We start from the raw sequence: 18138 nt of genomic DNA on the forward strand, positions 1-18138 counted from the left end.
GGGTATGACTGTGATTGTCTGTTAGGAGTGAGTGTGTGCCATTAGACGATTGGATCAATAAAGAACCAAAACAGTTTGAATATTTTCATCGATTGATGGGGTATATCATGCTGTCTTTGGTTGTAGTCGTTTATTACTACACTCAGCCAGATACAGAATATCAAGTCTATATCCCAATTTTTTTGCTGCTCATCTTGCTGATCACGCCAAAACTCTCGCATTGGCTGATCTATCGATACAATAATAAAGTTAAACGCACAGTATTGTTTTTTATTGATATTGTTGTGATCTCGGTCATGCTGTCGGCAGTGCATCTGAATTTGGTGCTGACTTTTCTTGGCCTGTTTGCGCTGCTGTATACAATCATCAGCAATAAGATATCCTTTTTGATGGCGTCATTAGCCAGTCTCACCGGAATAGTCGTTTTTTATTTCTGCACGATTTTTATTTTCGGCTTTCATGAATATTTTGAACCGACCAATAGTGAATTAACCATTTTAGGCTTTATCTGTTTAATTTCTTATTTTGGTGTAGGAAGTTTTTATCAGAGTGGCCAAACTTACTATCTCGCAAAGAAAAAAGATCATTACTTTGATCAAATGAACCGCTATATGGAATTTGCCAATCAGCTGAGCCGCTATGCGCCAGTGCAGTTGTGGCAATCCATTATGAAAGGTGAATCAGAAGCAAAAATTGAATATAAGCGTAAAAAGCTCACAGTTTTCTTTTCTGATATTCAAGGTTTTACTGAGCTTTCTGAAACATTGATTCCGGATGACTTGGCCTTCCTGCTGAATGATTATCTTAGCCACATGACCGAGATCGCCAAGCAGTATGAAGCAACTGTCGATAAATTCATGGGTGATGCGATTCTGATTTTCTTTGGCGATCCGCATAGCCAAGGTGTCGAGCAGGATGCTAAAGTCTGTCTGGAAATGGCGATGGTCATGCGCCAGCAAATGAAGCTGCTGCGTGAGCGCTGGGTTAAAATGGGCTATCCGCCCTTGCATATCCGCATGGGGATTTCAACGGGCTATTGTCACGTTGGGAACTATGGCGCGGCGCACCGCATGGCTTATACCATTGTGGGCCGAGATGCCAACTTGGCTGCACGCCTGCAAAGCGCGGCTGAAGTAGATGAAATTTTAATTTCTGATGATACGCATCAGCTGGTGAAAAACGATTACCTTTGTGCGCCGAAAGCGCCAATTTATTTGAAAGGCATTAAAGGGCCTGTCCGGACTTGGCAAGTCATGGAAAAATATTCTTCGAAGAAGACAGATTATCAGCGCTGGTTTGATTACGAGTACAAAGGTTTTCATTTGTTGCTGAACTTGGATGAAGTTCAGAACTTTGAATATCCGGAATTGATTCTGGTGCTGGAAAAGATGATTAAACGCTTGCAGACCCAGCAAAGAATGACCAACTCAGAAGGTATTGTGAAGCTGAATCTGGAAGATGAAGTGATTGTGGAAGAAACACATCATCATTAATGATTTGGACAGCCAAACAAGGCTAAGCATTATCAATCAGGTTTTTAAAAAGTTGGTGTTTGATCCAGTATTTATTTCTTGAATATTTAATGAATTTTCTACATTTTGAGATATAAAAAAAACCGCTGATTTCAGCGGTTTTTTATTTTAACAATTAGTGATTTTCAGAAGCATGATTGATGGTGTATTTAGGAATTTCAACTTCTAAATCATCATTTTCAATTTTAACTTGGCAAGACAAACGAGAATCAGGCTCTAAGCCCCAAGCGCGGTCTAGAAGGTCGGCTTCAACATCATCCATTTCGTCTAAGCCATCGAAACCTTTGCGTACAATTACGTGGCAAGTGGTGCATGCTTTAGACATGTCACAAGCATGTTCAATTTTAATGCCGTTATCAAGCAGGCTTTGGCAAAGATTGGTGTTTTGCTCAACTTCAAACTCAGCGCCATTTGGGCAAATTGTTGCGTGAGGCAATACTTTAATACGTGGCATAGTGTTTACCTATAAATTAGTTTGAGTTTGACCAGTCGTCGAGCTTAGTGCCTTTCAGCGCAGCATCAATATGCTGATTCATACGTGCAGCGGCAAAAGCATCACTATGAATTTTAAGCTGTTCTACAGTATCTTCAATGGCTTTAATATCATCGTTTGCAAGTGTAGCTTCAAGCTGTGTTTTTGCATTATTTAAAGCTGATAATTCTGATGCAGATAAGAGCTGCGCATCGGCTTTTAAAGCCTGCTCTAAAGCTTCAAGCTCGCGTTTTGCTTCAACTTTAGTTTCTTGAAGATGGCGCAGGGCCTTATCTTCTTCTGCAAACTTGAAGCCATCAAGCAATAAGCGTTCTGTATCAGAGTCTGATAAGCCATAAGATGGTTTAATATCAATATGCGCCTGTACGCCTGAGGTTGTTTCTTTTGCGGATACTGTAAGCAAGCCATCAGCATCAACCTGATAAGTCACTTCGATACGTGCTTGACCGGCAGTCATTGGCGGAATGCCACGCAATACAAAACGGCCAAGGCTGCGACAATGTTCTACTAAATCGCGTTCGCCTTGTATCACATGAATCAGCATCGCTGTCTGACCATCTTGATAAGTCGTAAACTCTTGACGGCGCGCTACAGGAATAGCTGTATTGCGTGAAATTAACCGTTCAACCAGTCCGCCCATAGTCTCAATGCCTAAAGACAGCGGCGTTACGTCTAATAACAACGAACCATCTGTAGAGTTGCCGATCAGCTGATTTGCAGTAATAGATGCGCCAATAGCAACGACTTCATCTGGGTTGATGGTGCATAGCGGTTCTTGATTAAATACTTCGCGTACCGCTTTCTGTACGGCATAAGAGCGGGTAGAGCCGCCAACCAAAACAACATTTTGAATATCAGATAGCTCAAGTTTTGCATCGCGCATTACACGTTTGCAAACACTGATTGTTTTATCTAGCGCAATTTTAATAATTTCTTCAAATGTTGGGCGGTCTAGCGTTAAAGCATAGTCTAAAACTTTAATATCAGCAGTTTCAGCGTCGGACAGTGCTTCTTTGGCTTTGCGCGCAGCAACAATAAAGTGAGCATATTCTGCATCATCTAGAGTTTCAATGTTGAGCTGCTTTTTCGCCCATTTTACAATGAGACGGTCAAGGTCATCACCGCCAAGTGCTGTATGGCCGCCAGTTGCTAGTACTTCAAACACGCCTTGCGAAAAACGCAAAATTGAAACGTCAAAAGTACCGCCGCCTAAATCATAAATGACATAGTTGTGGTCTTGAGCGAGATTGCTGTCTTGATCTAAACCATACGCTACTGCAGCTGCAGTAGGTTCGTTAAGCAAACGCAGTACATTTAAGCCGGCCAATTGAGCAGCATCACGTGTTGCTTGGCGCTGCGCTTCATCAAAATAAGCAGGAACAGTAATAACTGCACCATTGATAGGATTTTTTAAGCTATCTTCTGCGCGGTCTTTTAATTGCTTTAAAATTTCAGCAGAAATTTCAACAGGAGTTTTACGGCCTTGCGCAGTTTCAAAAGCAGGCATTTGATTGTCTTCACCAGACAATTCATAGGGATGCTGAAACTTGATGTCGGCCTTAGAACGACCCATAAAGCGCTTTACTGAGACAATCGTATTTTTAGGATCTGCTGTAATAAATGTTTTTGCATCATCGCCATACACTGTCTTATCTGCAGCATAATGTACGATTGATGGAAGTAACACACGGCCTTGCTGGTCATTAAGCACTTTGGCTTTACCTGAAAGAACAGTGGCAACCAAAGAGTGGGTGGTGCCTAAATCAATACCAATCGCGATGCGATGTTCATGCGGTGCACTTGATTGACCTGGTTCTGCAATCTGCAAGAGAGCCATTATGTTACATCCTTAGAACTTAAATGTTTGTATACGGGTAAATTAAAAATCATCATCTAGATCAAAGCTATCGTCATCCAAGAAACGATCTTCTGCTTTGTCGATGTCAGCCATGACTTTTACAAAGAAACGTAATTTGCGCACAGTGTCACGCGCTTCAGCCCAATCTTCATCTGCGTAATCAATTTTAAATTCACGAACGAGACCATCAATCCATTGCTGTACTTCAACTTTTAGTGATTGAAGATCTTCAGCAGCACTGGCTTCGTCAAGCTGTTCGCGAATTTCGAGCGCATCTTGAAGAAACTCAAAATCACTGATGGATTGATCAAGATGATAATCTTGCTTTTTCAAGCTGAGCAAATAGGCAGCGCGGCTATCCACATTAGATAGAGCCTTATAAGCTTGATTGATCTCGCTGGATTTAATCAGCGCTTGATCTTTATCTTCGGCTTTATCTGGGTGATATTGCTGCTGCAGCTTAAGAAATGCGTCTTTTAGCGCTGCTAAATCAATATCGAGTGCTTCAGGGAGGTTGAATAGCTCAAAATGATTCATGGGAGAAGTGGTCCGCGGTTAATATGCAAAATGTATGCTTTAAATACAATTAAAACAGTGCAATGTACACTGTTTTAATGGATTTCTAGGGAATATGGCATTATACAGTGAAAGATTCACCGCAGCCGCATTCACCCTTTTTATTTGGGTTGTTGAATTCGAAGCCTTCATTTAAGCCGTTTTTAACGTAGTCCATCTCCATACCTTCAAGATAAACCAAGCTTTTAGGGTCTACGAATACCTTAACGCCAAACTGTTCAAAAGTTTGATCATGTGTATCGATTTCATCTACGAACTCAAGCACATAAGCCAAACCCGAACAGCCTGAAGTTTTCACGCCAACGCGAATACCTTCACCCTTACCGCGATTTTTTAAATAATTGCTGATATGAGCTGCAGCATTTTCAGTTAAGTGGATCATGAAAACTCCGTAATACTTACTACAAAAACTTGAAACAATTAAGCTTTAGTTTTTTTGCTGCGATAATCTTCTACAGCAGCTTTAATGGCATCTTCTGCAAGTACTGAACAATGTACTTTTACAGGAGGAAGGGCAAGTTCAGTTGCAATATCAATGTTCTTGATTGATTGAGCTTCATCAAGTGTTTTGCCTTTTAGCCATTCTGTTACCAATGAGCTAGAAGCAATTGCTGAACCGCAGCCATAAGTTTTAAAGCGCGCTTCTTCAATTACGCCGTTGTCATCCACTTGGATTTGAAGGCGCATTACATCGCCACAAGCTGGTGCACCGACCATACCTGTACCAACATTTTCTGCATTTTTGTCTAAAACGCCAACATTACGAGGGTTTTCGTAATGGTCGATTACTTTTTCGCTATAAGCCATGATGCTTCTCCAAACCTCGGGGTCAGCCTAATATTAAATATGGGGGTGAAATTACAGTTTTCAATGAGATAGCACTATTTTTAATGCTATCTCAGCGGGATGAATTAGTGTTCAGCCCATTCAACAGTAGAAAGGTCGATACCTTCTTTGTACATGTCCCAAAGCGGAGAAAGGTCACGCAATTTCTCAACAGCAGCTTTAGTAATCTCAAGAACGTGGTCGATATCTTCTTCAGTCGTGTATTTGCCAAAACTGAAGCGGATAGAGCTGTGCGCAAGCTCATCAGTCAAGCCAAGCGCGCGGAGCACATAAGATGGCTCAAGTGTTGCAGATGTACATGCTGAACCGGAAGATACCGCAGCATCTTTCAAGGCCATCATCAATGATTCGCCTTCAACAAAGTTGAAGCTTACATTTAAATAGTTTGCAACATTGAGTGTTGGATGGCCATTTAGGAAAACTTGTTCGAGGCCTTGCAGGCCATTCCAAAGCTTGTCACGCAATACACGAATGCGGGCCTGTTCAGATGCTAGGTTTTTACCTGCAAGTTCAAAAGCTTCACCCATACCCACAATTTGGTGAGTTGCAAGTGTGCCTGAACGCATGCCGCGCTCATGACCGCCGCCATGCATTTGCGCTTTAACGCGAACACGCGGTGAGCGGCGGACAAATAGAGCGCCAATGCCTTTAGGGCCATAAATTTTGTGTGCAGAGAAGCTCATCAAATCAACTTTCATTGTAGAAAGGTCAATCTCAACTTTACCTGCAGCTTGTGCCGCATCAACATGGAAGAAGATTTTTTTAGCGCGGGTAATTTCACCAATGGCAGCAACATCAGTGACGCTGCCGATTTCATTGTTCACCATCATCAGGGAAACAAGAATGGTGTCTGGGCGGATTGCCGCTTCAACCATTTCAGCTGTAATTAAGCCGGTTTTTTCTTCCGGCTCAATATAAGTAATTTCAAAGCCTTCTTCTTCTAATTCACGGCAAGTATCTAAAATTGCTTTATGTTCAATTTTAGACGTAATGATATGCTTGCCTTTTGATGCGTAAAACTGAGCTACACCTTTTAGTGCAAGGTTGTCAGATTCAGTTGCACCCGAAGTCCATACGATTTCACGCGGATCAGCTTTAATTAAGTTTGCGACTTGTTCACGTGCATATTCTACTTTTTCTTCTGCCTGCCAGCCATAAGCGTGCGAACGCGATGCGGCATTGCCAAAAGTACCGTCAAACGTTAGGCACTCCATCATACGTTCTGCAACTTGAGGATCTACAGGAGTAGTTGCTGCATAATCAAGATAAATAGGACGCTTCATGTCAAATACCTGTAACCGATAGAAGGGCTGAATCAAATGCTGAAGAGTTTTGGCGGATGGCAACGGTTTGTACATTGTCACGCGCTACTAAGTCAGCAAGTGTGATTTTAGCGAGATAATCGGCAATATGATGGGAGAGTTCTTGCCATAAATCATGAGTTAAGCACATCGCGCCATTTTGGCAATTGCCTTTATGGTCACAGCGGGTGGCGTCAACTGTTTCATTTACAGCTTCAATAATTTCTAAAACAGTGATCTCTTCAGCGCTTCGTGCTAAATGGTAGCCGCCGTTTGCACCACGGATACTGGAAACTAAGCCGTGGCGTTTTAATTTCGCAAATAGCTGCTCTAGATAGGCTACTGAAATTGTTTGACGAGTCGCAATTTCTGCAAGAGTAATCGTTTGTTCAGTAGGCTGCAAAGCTAGATCAAGTAGAGCAGTCACTGCGTAACGACCGCGAGTTGTTAAGCGCATGATTCAATACACATGATTAGACTAGATGTGCTGATTTTAAGAATCCTGACTAAAATAGTCAAGTTTTTTTGAGGTTGATTATTAAATTTGCATTTTTTATAAAAAATTTATATTTATCTAAGCCATAAATTATACACTAATAACGCGATTAAAAGCACTGTAATAATTGTAAATATAACGTTTATCCGCTTTTGGCGGCGTTCAATACGCTTAATGCGGTTTTTGTATTGGATGACTTCAACTTGCAGTGTATTTATTCTAGAGCGCTGCTGATCAATTTTTTCCAATAGCGGCGCAATGCGCTTTTTGGATGCAATCACATCCTGGTCATCTGCCGGTTCTGTCAGCCACTGTTTCCAGTCAGCGAGTACTTTAGGCAGGCTGAACAGTGACAGCAAATCACGGAATTCATCCTTTAAAATGGTATTGCCGTCAATGCGCATGCCTTTGATGCTGCGGCGGTTGCCGAAAATAAAGATTTTGATTAAATCCATTAATGTGGTGCGTACATCTAAATCGACCGCTTTTTCAGGCGCTTTATCATCAAATAGAATGCCATTTTCAGTGAATTGCACATAGAAGTCGAAATAAGGGATATAGCTGTTTATTTTGATGGCTATTTTTTCATCTACGAATTTTTTTGCCTGCAGCGCGACAACACGGTCATGTTTCAAGATAAACGTGAAAATTGTTTCTAAAACAATTAAGGTCATTGTGAGCAACAAATGCGGCTGATTTTGTCTTTGTTGCGTGTCGCTCATAAAAATCCAATCCTTTCCTGAAATAAAAAAACAAGCATCCTGCCTGTGGGTGATTTCAGGTTAAAACTAAAAACACTTGAATTAAATTGCTTTGTAGAACAGTTTTGCAAATCTATCAAGCCTTAAGTTTGCTATTATAGTGTTAATTTGCAGATTGACATATAAATTTGCACATGAAATCACTAGGAGCGGTGCTTTGTATGGATAAAACAAATACAACTGAGTCAGACACACCTGAGCAGAATCTTTCAGAAAAGCATAATAAGGCGAAGTCCCGGCATCCGCATGACCGCAAATCCGTATTGGATTTTCGTAAATATACTAAACAAATTTGGCTTGCTGGATTAGGTGCCTTCTCACGTGCTGAAGAAGAAGGAAATAAGCTTTTTGATTCACTGGTGAAAGTGGGTGAAGAGCTGGAATCGAAGAGCACAGATATCGCAGATCAAACTGTAGAGAAAGTGTCTGAAAAAGCCAAAGAATCCGTTATTGATACCAAAGATAAAGTTGAAAAAATTTTAGATAGCAGTGTAAACCACTCTTTAAACCGCTTGGGTTTGGTGGCAGCCAAAGATTTGCAGCATCTTGAGAAAATGATTTTGCAGCTTCACGCTAAAATTGACCGTTTGGCGGAAGAGCAGCGCAAAATTCAAGAGAAATTGGCTAAAAAATAGAGTTTTGTGAACAATTATTCATTTTTCAAGGTTTTTTTCGTCAAAATTTTGCAAAAAAAGAGGTTGAGGAGTATTGCGTTTCCCCCTAAAGCATTGCTATAAAGGCGCTAGGGCAAATTAAACAACTTCTGAACCTTAAATAAACGATATTAAGAGGACGTAATTTTCATGAATAAATCAGAATTAATTGATGCTATTGCAGAGAAAGGGGGATTATCTAAGGCTGACGCAGGTAAAGCTTTGGATGCAACGATTGCTGCTGTCACTGACGCGCTTAAAGCGGGTGATACAGTAACTTTAGTTGGCTTCGGTACCTTCAGCGTTAAAGAACGTGCTGCTCGTACTGGCCGCAATCCTCAAACTGGTGCAACTTTAGAAATCAAAGCAAGCAAAGTTCCAAGCTTTAAAGCTGGTAAAGGCTTGAAAGATTCTGTAGCTTAATATTATTGAGCTTCGAAACGCGCCATCATGGCGCGTTTTTTATTGATAAATATGATTTAGCGCTTTAACGCATTCATTCATTGCTGGTTTTCAGTTAAAATCCTTCGCAAATAAAATATTGGATTACTTATGGAATCTTTTCGTAAAGTCATTAAGGGCTGGCTGGGCAAGGCTTTGCTCATTTTGTTTTTAACCCCTTTAGCGCTTGTCGGTATAGAAGGATATTTTAGCAGTGGGTCAAAAGATACCGTAAAGTCAGTCAATGGTACTGAAATCTCTAAAAAGGATTTAGAACAGCTGACGAACTCGCTAAAAGAACAATATTTGACATATGCGAAGGGCGATGAAACTTTACTGAATCAGAATTTCATTAGTAATAAAGCATTAGAAACTTTAATTGCGCGCCAGCTTTTACTTCAGCAAGCTGACAAGCTTGGCATTAGCTTAAGCGACTCGCAATTGGTGCATATGATTCAGCAGCAGCCAAGCTTCCAAAAAGATGGTCAATTTTCAGAAGAATTATTTGCAAACTATTTAAAGTCGATTGGCATGACCAATGTGGCATTTATCCAAAGTTTGCGTAAAGACCATGCGTTGAAAATGTTGACATCTACTTTTATGGATTACGCTTTGGTGAGCAAGCTTGACATCATGCAGATTGCAAACTTGCAGACAGAGCAGCGTACGCTTGAATTGGCTAGTGTTAAATTAGACGACTATAAAAAAGCCGTTAAAGTCACTGATGCTGAATTGAACGCATATTTTAAAAAGCATGAATCTTCATTTAAACAGCCAACGAGCGTGGATGTAGATTATGTCGTTATTTCGCCATCTAATGTGAAAGGTGCTTCTACGGAAGTAACGGATGCTGAATTGTTGCAGGCTTACAATGCATTTGCAGAAAAGCAAAAGCAATCTGCTGAGCCATCTGTTAAACACATTCTGATTACTGCTGATGGCCGTACAGATGCTGAAGCGAAAAAGCTGGCAGATGAAGTAGCTGCCAAAATTAAAGCAGGTACAGCTTTTGCTGCCGCTGCTGCGCAGTACTCAGAAGATCCGTCTTCAAAAGCCAATGGCGGCACGATTGCAGTTTACCAAAAAGGTATTTTTGGTGATGCATTTGACCAAACTGTTGCTTCTTTAAAAGCAGGCCAAGTTTCTGCACCAGTGAAAACTGATTATGGTTATCACCTGATTGAAACTGCTGCGCCAGCTGTTCAAGTGCCTTCGTTTGAAGCTGAAAAAGAGCGTTTGCGTGCTGAGGTGTTAAAAACCAAAAATGCGAACGTATTCTCTGACACTGTAAATAGCCTGAATGATGCAGTTGTAAGCAATGATGCTTTGGATGTGGTTACACAGGAAATTAAAGGCACTCAGGTTCAATCTGTAAAAGGATTCATGCTTTCTTCTTCACATCCGATATTAAGTGATGCCAACGTTAAAGTTAAATTATTTAATGATGATGTGAAAAATGGCGACCGTAACGTTTCAAGCAGCATTCAATTGGCAAATGGCGATGCAGTTTGGGTTAAAGTCCGCAATTATCGTGCCGCTGGCGTTCAGACTTTTGCTGAAGCGAAAGAACAAGTCAAAGCGAAGTTGATTGAGCAGAAAGCTTATGAAGCTGCTAAAGCTAAAATTCAAGCTGCTTTAACCGAGTTTAAGACTAAACCTGCAGCTGAGGTCAATAAGGCTGACATTAACTTTGTGAGCGCCGGAACATTTACACGTGCAGACGGTATGCTTAAGCGTGATATTCAACGTGCTGCATTTAGCTTGCCTGCACCAAAAGCTGGTTTCTGGTCAGTATCTACTGCGAAATTGCCGAATGAGTTGGTTGTTGTTGCTGTGACGAACGTGAATAAAACTTCATCGAATGCTTTGACTGATGAGCAATTGGGTGAGTTAACTCAGCTTTATCAGCAATTGCGCGGCCAACAAGAGTTAGATGATTACACTCGCTATTTGAAAGAGCATGCGAAAATTAAATAAACTCCATTTTACTTAACAGTAAAATGAAAAATAGAAACCAGCCTTAGGGCTGGTTTTTTTATGATTATTTTTTTATGTGAATATACATTTAATGGCAGAGTTGTGATGTAACGCAATTTTATGATGAAAATAATATTGGCTGGGAGTGCTTAAATCGTTTAAATTTTAATTTTAGTGCTTTTTAATTATTTAAAATCATATAAATAACAAAATTGAGGCGTTATGAAACAGCATAATAGTATTGGGTTTGTTAAACCCTTTTTAGGGCCAAATCATCAGCATCAGAGCTATAGACATGATCATCAAGCGGTGCCATCAGTTCCTAGTGTGACTGAATTTTCTACAGTATTGGCTGGCACAGCCGATGCACGAAGCTGGGTGGTTATTAGCACTGCTGATGAGAGTATTCGAGTGAAAGTAGATGCCCAAGGTCATTGGAGTATAGATAATCCAATTCAAGCCGGTGGGGTTGCGACGATCTATTCGATTAATTCGCATGGTGTTCGTTCTGAAGATATTCAAATTGATAAAGTGGTTTTAGCTCCTAATACGCCAGAAATTATAGAGCAGAATGAGTACTTGTCTGGAACAGCGGATCCTGGCAATACGGTGATTGCAACATATAATGGCCAAGAATATACGGCGATTGTGGATGAGAACGGTTATTGGAGTATGTTAAATCCATTAATTTCAACGGGTTCTATGGCAATTGTTGCAGTGAATGAGGCTGGTATGCGTTCGGATGAGCTTGTGATTGCTAAAATTGTTATGCTGCAAGCACCTGTTATTCAAGAAAATGATGAAGTATTGTCGGGTACTGCAGACCCGCACTCTATCATAGTCATCAAAGCCAATGATCTTGAATATCGCGTAATTGCAGATGAAACTGGACATTGGAGTATAGATAATCCAATCGCTAATGGTGGTACAGCTGAACTATATGCAATGGATCAATATGGCAGTAAATCAGGCACCATCGGAATTGCTAAGTTGGTGGAACAGCCTATCCTGCCAAGTGTGCCAGAGATTACTGAAAGCGATGCGGTATTAGCTGGCACAGCCGATCCGCATTCCATCATAGTCATTAAAGCCAATAATCTTGAATATCGCGTAATTGCAGATGAGACTGGACATTGGAGTATAGATAATCCAATCGCCAATGGTGGTACAGCTGAACTATATGCGTTGAATCAGCAAGGAAGCACATCAGAAACGATTGCAATCGCTAAATTAGTGGAATTGCCTCTGCCAAGCACGCCGATAGTTACAGAAAGTGGCGTACTATTGGTGGGCACAGCAGAACCGTATTCCATTATTATTATTAAAGCCAATGATCTTGAATATCGGGTGATTGCGGATGAAACTGGGCATTGGAGTATAGATAATCCAATCGCCAATGGTGGCGTACTTTCAATTGTTGCTCAAAACCAAACGGGCCAGCAATCGCTTGAAATTATGCTGGCTATTCCACTTGCTCCAGTAGAGCCTGAGGCGCCAGAATATGCGATTTCTCCACCTACTATTCTAGTGAATGATGAAATGCTTGAAGGGCAGTCATCGCCTAATTTAAAGATTGTGATTAAGGCGAATGATCAGGTGTATGAGACAATCTCAAATGCAGATGGTCATTGGCAAATAGACAATCCGATTAAAAATGGTGGTTTTGCTGTGATTTATGCAGAAAATAGCGCTGGTAAACAGACTGAAGAAATTTCTATTGCTAAAATTGCAGTCATGCCGCTTGCAACAGACAATGATCTATCTGATGTTTTGACTGCTTATGCAGATGTGCAAACTATGCCAGAACATCAAAATCAGGCGGGAGATGCTCAGTTACCGATAGATGTTGATTCATTGCTCAGCGCTGATTCATTGAATAATGCACAAAATGTATGGCTTGATCCAAATGTAGCTCAGGAAGCAAATGCATTGTTGTTTCAGCAGCCGACGCAGGATTTATCCATGAGCTTTAATTATCATATGATTGAGTTGGATGCAGTTCAGTCAGCTACTCAATGGCTTGCATAAAAAGCAGAACTGACAGTATGTCATGATGAACTAGCCTTCGGGCTGGTTTTTTTAATGGCTGTATTTTGTCGAACTGGCATATTTAGGCGAATGTATTTTATAGAACACTGCGCTAAAAATAATGAAAACAAAAAATGGAATGCATATCAGGATGAATGCGCGGAGATTTAGAAATATTAGGTCCTTTATATTGTGTATTTTTTTGCTCATACCAGTATGGGTAAATGCTGCTGAAATTAATTTTCAAAGTGTATTCCAGCAGGAACGGGCATGGGCGGGGCTAAATACCAAGACAATAAAGTCCGAAGATATTGAGTGGGTCTATAGCGAAGGCGGTAATCCTCAAAATCCGACGATTATGCTGCTGCATGGCTTGTCAGGCACACGCGACAATTGGAACCGTGTAGCGCGGTATTTAACGCCAAATTATCATGTGATTATTCCAGACTTGCCTGCTCATGGTGAAACTAAAGTTCCCGCTGGATTCGATTTATCAATAGCCAATTTAGCTGAGAAACTTAGACGCTTTGCGGATGCTGCTAAAATTGATCCAAATCTGCATATTGCAGGACATTCAATGGGCGGTGCTATTGCAATGCTGTACAGCGCTCATATCCATTAGAAGTTCAATCTGTGCTTCTGGTCGATCCTGCTGGGGTATTTAAAAGCGCAAATACGGTGTATTTGAAAGATCCTGAGCAATTAAAGCGGCTGATTGTTGCAAAACAAGGGGATTTTGATCAGTTAATGAAGATTGCTATGCAATCGCCGCCGTTTATTCCGCAGGAACTGAAGGCTTCGCAGGAAAAGCTGATGATTGCGCAATCTAAAAACACTGAGCAAATGGTATTTAAATTAGTGGAAATGTCTAAGCTTTATACACCTGATTCTTTTGCTTTGATGGCCAGATCAATTGATGCGCCTGCGCTGATTATATGGGGGAAGCAAGATCAAATTATTAATGTTGAAGCGGCGCAAGAGTTGAAAGGATTGCTGAAAAATGCTGATCAGCCGGTAATTTTAGATGGTGTAGGGCATATGCCTATTTTAGAGGCGGAGCAGTTAACAATGCAGCCATATTTGAATTTTTTTAAAGAAAATCCGTAAATAATCATTATTTTAAAATGGATAATTATGGGGTAAAAAAAGCTAGCGGGAGCTGAGTTCCGCTAGCTTTACTTAATTATTCGGTACGGATTTTAATTTCGTAGCCTGTATATTTACGGATGTTGATAACGCCTGTATCTAAAATAAGATATTGACCTTTAATCCCTTGCAACTTCCCGCGGATCACTGGGGTTTTATCTAGATTGTGCGATTTAATCTTTTCAGGATACTGGTCGACAGGGTAGACAAATTCACGCGGCAATTCATCTTCAAGCAATTCTACTGTTTCGTTGAATTCTAAATTTTGACTGAACTCATCACGAATGCTTTGAATTTTGGGTGCAAATTCTTGAATCAGCTGTTCACGCGTTTCAAGCAAGTTGAGAGGTTCAGCTTCACCTTTTAAAAGCTTGCGCCAGTCGGTTTTATCAGCTACTTGGGCGCCAAACATAATTTCAAGCTGACCAGAGAGGCGGCGTGAACCCACTTTCATAATTGGCAGGGCTTGTGTTGCACCTTGATCTAGCCAGCGGGTCGGCATTTGGCCGATGCGGGTAATGCCGACTTTCAATGCGCTGGAATTGGCCAAATAAACAATATGTGGCTGAAAGCAAACTTCATGTGCAAAATCATCTTCACGGCAAGTACCGAGATGATAATGGCAGGTTTCGGGCTTCATGATGCACATGTCGCAAGCTGCTTTGGTTTTAAAGCATTTAAAACAATGACCTTGAGAATACGACTTTGGCGTCTTACTGCCGCACGACACGCAAGTGATCTTGCCAGTCCATTCGATTTCAATTTCTTGACCCAAGCTGAACGGAAGATCAATTTCTGAACGGTCTAGAATGAATTTATATTCAACATTTGCCTTGTGAGTCTGTTGATCAGTTAAACTAAGGTCAGTAAGACCTGCATGCATTTTATGGCAAATGCCCTGTAGTTCCATGAAATACTCTCTTCAATAATAAGGATGCAGTTATGGCTGGGCAAAATGTCATCACTTCAATGCTAGACGATTTATCAAATGAACAGCCAATTTCAACTGCATTATGTATTGGACAAAACCTTGAACAATACGGCAATAATCAATCAATTCAATGGCAATATTTTAACGTATCTGCGTTTTTAAATCTGCCTTTTAGTCAGCGCTATGATTTGGGGTTTGTATTGTTTGATACGCCTGAAATGGCGGATATTTCCAAACAGGATAAATCTCGGCTGCTGGTGAAACTGCGTGATTTGATGGCGAAGCGCATTGTTGTCGTAAGCAAATTGCAAGATGAGCAGCTGTTGCGGGCGCTGGGCTTTACGCAACTGATTGATAAAACTGCACATGACAGCGATTTTGCATTGTGGCAGTTTAATATTTTAACCTATAAGCACGTACCGGATTGGTTTAACTCGAAATTTTGGGCAAACCCAGAGAACTGGAATAAATTCCGTTGGTAATCAGATTTATTGAGGTAATAGCAGATGCAAAATTTAACAATCTGATTGTGGCGAGATTAAATTTTCTAAATATGCTGGTTCTTGCCTGGCTTCAAAAGCGGGGCGGTTTGCAAGGGGCTTGGGATAGGCTGCGCGGACAGGGTTTCAGCAGTCAGGTGGATGATTGGGTGTCAACCGCTCCCGGCGATAATGCCGAGGTGCAGCCTTAACAGGTACAGAGCCTATTTGATGATGCTGAAATTGCAAAAATAGCGCAGGAAACATAGGCGCCTAAGCAGGATATTTAAATGCGATTTCATCGGTATTGCCGCAAATCATTGATTCCTTAACGCCGCAAAGCGAACAAACTGGTAAAACAGAAGCCAATGCGGACATTCATCAAGTGATGTCGCTGGTTTTCAGGTTCCTGAAGCGTTAATTTATCTAGAGATGGTCAATTAAGAAGCTTGGTGACTGGCATTTGAGAATTAGTACAGATGGAATTCAGCCTGAATTTGTGATGTTTTGTGGCTATAAAGCTTATGTACCTAAATCTAGATTGAATAAACGGTTGGAAGGGCAAATCCGTTTAGCGATGTAATGCGATTTTTTTGGGCGGATAAGGATAACCTGAGACTGGAATTCCAATTCGCCAAATTCAGGCTCGACTTGAACATAATGCAGCTGTCCGTATTCATCACGCACCCGTGCTTGAGCTGAAAAACCGGGACGCGCATTGCCGCTGGATATTGTGGCTAAACGCCCAAGCAAATTCACCTGCTGCTTAATGCGTTTGGTTGGAATCACTTGATCTAAGCAATGAATCATGAATACGGTGAAGAAAATTGCAATGATGAGTGCAGGAAGCATTAAATAATAGGCAGGAAAAAAAGTCATTTCGCGCGCATAAATGCAAAATTGCAAAAAATAGCCCGCGAAGCTGAAATTCATCAATAGAAAAAAGATAATCAGTGTTTTTGAAAATTTGACGTTCAGCAGGGGTAAATCATCCAAATGCTTGGGTGAAAGTTTTTTGAACAGTGTTGTTGGGCGCAGATTTATATAGTAGCCGATAGTTTCTGCCATGCCGAGCAATACAACAGCAATTAGACTTAAATGAAAAGGCATTAAGTTGTAGTTTGTAAGAAACTCAGGCATAGCAGTATCCTGCAAATTTTATTCGTCTAAAAGATAGATTCCGCCATCAGAATGCACGTTAATCTCTACTTTTTCAAGTGATTGCCCTTGGCATGGGCCAGAAATGCATTCACCGGTTTCAACCAAAAATAATGCGCCATGCGTAGAGCACTCAATGTATTCCTGATCGCGGTCTAAAAATTGGTTTTCTAAAAATTCTAGTTCAATTTGCAAATGCGGGCACAAATTCTGATAGGCAAAAAAAGAACCGTCACGCTGAGTCACAAAAATGGTATCGCCATTTGGCGTCTCATAAGAGCGCGCTTCGCGCTCAGGCACATCTTCAGTCATGCAAATTTTATGCATTATGCACATTCCTTTAGAAAATTTTGCAGTAAAAGCGCGTATTCATGATTAGCTAAACGCGGGCCAAACTTTGACACCACTTCACTTGAAATTAAAATAGCAAGCTCCGCTGCAGTTTTATAGCCTAAACCTGCATTCAGCGCATATAAAAATGCGCCTGCAAAAGCATCGCCAGCGCCATTGGCATCAACAGCGGTAACTTTGCGGCCCGGCACCATAAATGTCTGCTCATTATTGTGAATCAAAGCACCTTTCGCGCTTTGTGTAATGACAATATGTTTGCTCAGTAATTTCAATTTTGCTAAAGCGGCTTCAACTGTATCCGTTTCTGTATACATCATGGCTTCATGTTCATTGCAGAACAGTAAATCTACACCATCGTCGAGAAGTTCATCTAAGCCTTGGCGCGCGTATTGAACCATTGCAGGATCTGACAGTGTTAAAGCAACTTGCACGCCATTGGCTTTCGCGATGTTCCGCGCTTCTTTAACTGCAGCCCGAGCAGAATCACTCGTTGACAGGTAGCCTTCGATATAAAGCCATTTTGCCGAATTGAGCGGGCCGAAATCAATCTGGCTGTCAGAAAGTTCTGCCGTGATGCCTAAAAAGGTATGCATGGTGCGTTCAGAATCCTGACTGACCAAAACCATGCACGTTCCAGTAACGCCGTCACTGATAGACTGAGCTGCGGTTTGGATGCCGGCATCATTTAAGCCATCGAGATAGATTTTGCCTAAGTCATCATTGCCGACACGGCATGCATAGAATGCTGAACCGCCTAATGCGCTGAATGCAACTGTAGTGTTGGCTGCTGAACCGCCAGAAGCTTGACCTTTATACACTTGGCTGGCTTGCAGGCTGCTGTAAAGCGCGGCTTGAGTTTCACCGTCAGTCAGCTGCATTGTGCCTTTCTGCAAATTTTGCTGAGTAAGAAAATCATCAGAAACTTTAAATTCCTGGTCAATTAATGCATTGCCAATTGCAAAAAGATCAACGGTCGCCATGTCTTTCAGTCACATCAAAAATGAAAGCACCAAGTTTACACGAATGCTCAGGATTGCTGTAGTTTGTTGAATAAAATTCATGATCTGCTGCGGGCGCCGTTTATTTAGACAGATCTGGTGAATTTAGGTTT

18 protein-coding genes and 2 pseudogenes are annotated in these 18138 nt (G+C 41.2%); 8 read left to right on the top strand and 12 right to left on the bottom strand.

Annotated elements, in window-relative coordinates; translation table 11 throughout:
• Positions 1 to 35: 35 nt before the first annotated feature.
• Positions 36 to 1493, top strand: coding sequence for an adenylate/guanylate cyclase domain-containing protein (locus OKC24_RS02635; RefSeq protein ID WP_130144779.1), 1458 nt, complete (start codon positions 36 to 38; stop codon positions 1491 to 1493).
• Between the two features lie 154 nt (positions 1494 to 1647).
• On the opposite strand, the gene fdx is transcribed toward OKC24_RS02635, so the two are convergent.
• From fdx to OKC24_RS02675, 8 genes are all read right to left on the bottom strand, one after another.
• Positions 1648 to 1986, bottom strand: a complete 339-nt coding sequence (gene fdx / locus OKC24_RS02640; protein ID WP_130144781.1) for an ISC system 2Fe-2S type ferredoxin — start codon at positions 1984 to 1986, stop codon at positions 1648 to 1650.
• A 16-nt stretch (positions 1987 to 2002) separates the two neighbouring features.
• Positions 2003 to 3862 (bottom strand): Fe-S protein assembly chaperone HscA, encoded by a 1860-nt coding sequence (gene hscA / locus OKC24_RS02645; protein WP_130144783.1) that lies wholly within the window; start codon positions 3860 to 3862, stop codon positions 2003 to 2005.
• Positions 3863 to 3904: 42 nt separating this feature from the next.
• Positions 3905 to 4420 (bottom strand): Fe-S protein assembly co-chaperone HscB, encoded by a 516-nt coding sequence (gene hscB / locus OKC24_RS02650; protein ID WP_130144785.1) that lies wholly within the window; start codon positions 4418 to 4420, stop codon positions 3905 to 3907.
• Between the two features lie 100 nt (positions 4421 to 4520).
• On the bottom strand, positions 4521 to 4841 hold the full coding sequence (gene iscA / locus OKC24_RS02655; RefSeq protein ID WP_130144787.1) for an iron-sulfur cluster assembly protein IscA: 321 nt from the start codon (positions 4839 to 4841) through the stop codon (positions 4521 to 4523).
• A 38-nt stretch (positions 4842 to 4879) separates the two neighbouring features.
• On the bottom strand, positions 4880 to 5266 hold the full coding sequence (gene iscU, locus OKC24_RS02660) for a Fe-S cluster assembly scaffold IscU (protein ID WP_130144789.1): 387 nt from the start codon (positions 5264 to 5266) through the stop codon (positions 4880 to 4882).
• Positions 5267 to 5370: 104 nt separating this feature from the next.
• Entirely contained in the window at positions 5371 to 6588 is a 1218-nt protein-coding gene (locus tag OKC24_RS02665) for an IscS subfamily cysteine desulfurase (RefSeq protein ID WP_130144791.1), read from the bottom strand.
• A 1-nt stretch (position 6589) separates the two neighbouring features.
• Positions 6590 to 7063, bottom strand: a complete 474-nt coding sequence (locus tag OKC24_RS02670; RefSeq protein WP_005010231.1) for an Rrf2 family transcriptional regulator — start codon at positions 7061 to 7063, stop codon at positions 6590 to 6592.
• Between the two features lie 113 nt (positions 7064 to 7176).
• On the bottom strand, positions 7177 to 7824 hold the full coding sequence (locus tag OKC24_RS02675; RefSeq protein WP_131275852.1) for a hypothetical protein: 648 nt from the start codon (positions 7822 to 7824) through the stop codon (positions 7177 to 7179).
• 200 nt (positions 7825 to 8024) lie between these two features.
• Here OKC24_RS02675 and OKC24_RS02680 point away from each other — a divergent pair, with 200 nt between their 5' ends.
• The 5 genes and pseudogenes from OKC24_RS02680 to OKC24_RS02700 all read left to right on the top strand — a co-directional run bounded on the left by OKC24_RS02680 (position 8025) and on the right by OKC24_RS02700 (position 14069).
• Complete coding sequence (locus OKC24_RS02680; RefSeq protein WP_130144795.1) at positions 8025 to 8498, top strand: phasin family protein; 474 nt, start codon at positions 8025 to 8027, stop codon at positions 8496 to 8498.
• Between the two features lie 168 nt (positions 8499 to 8666).
• A complete protein-coding gene (gene hbs / locus OKC24_RS02685; protein ID WP_130144797.1) occupies positions 8667 to 8939 on the top strand; it encodes a non-specific DNA-binding protein Hbs in 273 nt (90 codons plus the stop codon).
• A gap of 129 nt (positions 8940 to 9068) precedes the next feature.
• Complete coding sequence (locus OKC24_RS02690; RefSeq protein ID WP_130144799.1) at positions 9069 to 10934, top strand: SurA N-terminal domain-containing protein; 1866 nt, start codon at positions 9069 to 9071, stop codon at positions 10932 to 10934.
• A 222-nt stretch (positions 10935 to 11156) separates the two neighbouring features.
• Positions 11157 to 12962, top strand: coding sequence for an Ig-like domain-containing protein (locus OKC24_RS02695; RefSeq protein ID WP_130144801.1), 1806 nt, complete (start codon positions 11157 to 11159; stop codon positions 12960 to 12962).
• Between the two features lie 139 nt (positions 12963 to 13101).
• Positions 13102 to 14069 (top strand): annotated as a pseudogene (locus OKC24_RS02700) (alpha/beta fold hydrolase).
• A 76-nt stretch (positions 14070 to 14145) separates the two neighbouring features.
• Here the strand turns inward: OKC24_RS02700 and OKC24_RS02705 are convergent.
• A complete protein-coding gene (locus OKC24_RS02705; protein WP_130144805.1) occupies positions 14146 to 15018 on the bottom strand; it encodes a DUF2797 domain-containing protein in 873 nt (290 codons plus the stop codon).
• Between the two features lie 32 nt (positions 15019 to 15050).
• Between OKC24_RS02705 and OKC24_RS02710 the strand changes: the two genes are divergently transcribed.
• Complete coding sequence (locus OKC24_RS02710; RefSeq protein ID WP_130144807.1) at positions 15051 to 15521, top strand: DUF6231 family protein; 471 nt, start codon at positions 15051 to 15053, stop codon at positions 15519 to 15521.
• A gap of 74 nt (positions 15522 to 15595) precedes the next feature.
• Positions 15596 to 15939: pseudogene (locus OKC24_RS02715) on the top strand (YidB family protein); the annotation flags it as partial.
• Between the two features lie 101 nt (positions 15940 to 16040).
• On the opposite strand, the gene OKC24_RS02720 reads toward OKC24_RS02715, so the two are convergent.
• From OKC24_RS02720 to OKC24_RS02730, 3 genes are read right to left on the bottom strand one after another with little or no spacing between them, the layout of a single operon-like run.
• Positions 16041 to 16658: an OB-fold-containig protein gene (locus OKC24_RS02720; RefSeq protein WP_005010213.1), complete on the bottom strand. Its 618-nt coding sequence runs from the start codon at positions 16656 to 16658 to the stop codon at positions 16041 to 16043.
• 18 nt (positions 16659 to 16676) lie between these two features.
• The gene (locus OKC24_RS02725; protein ID WP_171457715.1) at positions 16677 to 16988 is read right to left on the bottom strand and encodes a Rieske (2Fe-2S) protein; all 312 of its coding nucleotides are present in this window, start codon (positions 16986 to 16988) and stop codon (positions 16677 to 16679) included.
• Positions 16989 to 17002: 14 nt separating this feature from the next.
• Entirely contained in the window at positions 17003 to 18007 is a 1005-nt protein-coding gene (locus tag OKC24_RS02730; RefSeq protein ID WP_130144811.1) for an adenosine kinase, read from the bottom strand.
• Between the last annotated feature and the right edge of the window lie 131 nt (positions 18008 to 18138).

This window comes from Acinetobacter entericus (assembly GCF_026168575.1).
Lineage (GTDB): Bacteria > Pseudomonadota > Gammaproteobacteria > Pseudomonadales > Moraxellaceae > Acinetobacter > Acinetobacter bouvetii.

Coding starts and splice junctions, on each gene's coding strand:
- OKC24_RS02680 (WP_130144795.1), top strand. CDS start 8,025: ATGGATAAAACAAATACAACTGAGTCAGACACACCTGAGCAGAATCTT.
- OKC24_RS02665 (WP_130144791.1), bottom strand. CDS start 6,588: ATGAAGCGTCCTATTTATCTTGATTATGCAGCAACTACTCCTGTAGAT.
- iscU (WP_130144789.1), bottom strand. CDS start 5,266: ATGGCTTATAGCGAAAAAGTAATCGACCATTACGAAAACCCTCGTAAT.
- OKC24_RS02710 (WP_130144807.1), top strand. CDS start 15,051: ATGGCTGGGCAAAATGTCATCACTTCAATGCTAGACGATTTATCAAAT.
- OKC24_RS02690 (WP_130144799.1), top strand. CDS start 9,069: ATGGAATCTTTTCGTAAAGTCATTAAGGGCTGGCTGGGCAAGGCTTTG.
- iscA (WP_130144787.1), bottom strand. CDS start 4,841: ATGATCCACTTAACTGAAAATGCTGCAGCTCATATCAGCAATTATTTA.
- hbs (WP_130144797.1), top strand. CDS start 8,667: ATGAATAAATCAGAATTAATTGATGCTATTGCAGAGAAAGGGGGATTA.
- OKC24_RS02725 (WP_171457715.1), bottom strand. CDS start 16,988: ATGACTGAAGATGTGCCTGAGCGCGAAGCGCGCTCTTATGAGACGCCA.
- fdx (WP_130144781.1), bottom strand. CDS start 1,986: ATGCCACGTATTAAAGTATTGCCTCACGCAACAATTTGCCCAAATGGC.
- hscA (WP_130144783.1), bottom strand. CDS start 3,862: ATGGCTCTCTTGCAGATTGCAGAACCAGGTCAATCAAGTGCACCGCAT.
- OKC24_RS02670 (WP_005010231.1), bottom strand. CDS start 7,063: ATGCGCTTAACAACTCGCGGTCGTTACGCAGTGACTGCTCTACTTGAT.
- OKC24_RS02730 (WP_130144811.1), bottom strand. CDS start 18,007: ATGGCGACCGTTGATCTTTTTGCAATTGGCAATGCATTAATTGACCAG.
- OKC24_RS02675 (WP_131275852.1), bottom strand. CDS start 7,824: ATGAGCGACACGCAACAAAGACAAAATCAGCCGCATTTGTTGCTCACA.
- hscB (WP_130144785.1), bottom strand. CDS start 4,420: ATGAATCATTTTGAGCTATTCAACCTCCCTGAAGCACTCGATATTGAT.
- OKC24_RS02705 (WP_130144805.1), bottom strand. CDS start 15,018: ATGGAACTACAGGGCATTTGCCATAAAATGCATGCAGGTCTTACTGAC.
- OKC24_RS02720 (WP_005010213.1), bottom strand. CDS start 16,658: ATGCCTGAGTTTCTTACAAACTACAACTTAATGCCTTTTCATTTAAGT.
- OKC24_RS02695 (WP_130144801.1), top strand. CDS start 11,157: ATGAAACAGCATAATAGTATTGGGTTTGTTAAACCCTTTTTAGGGCCA.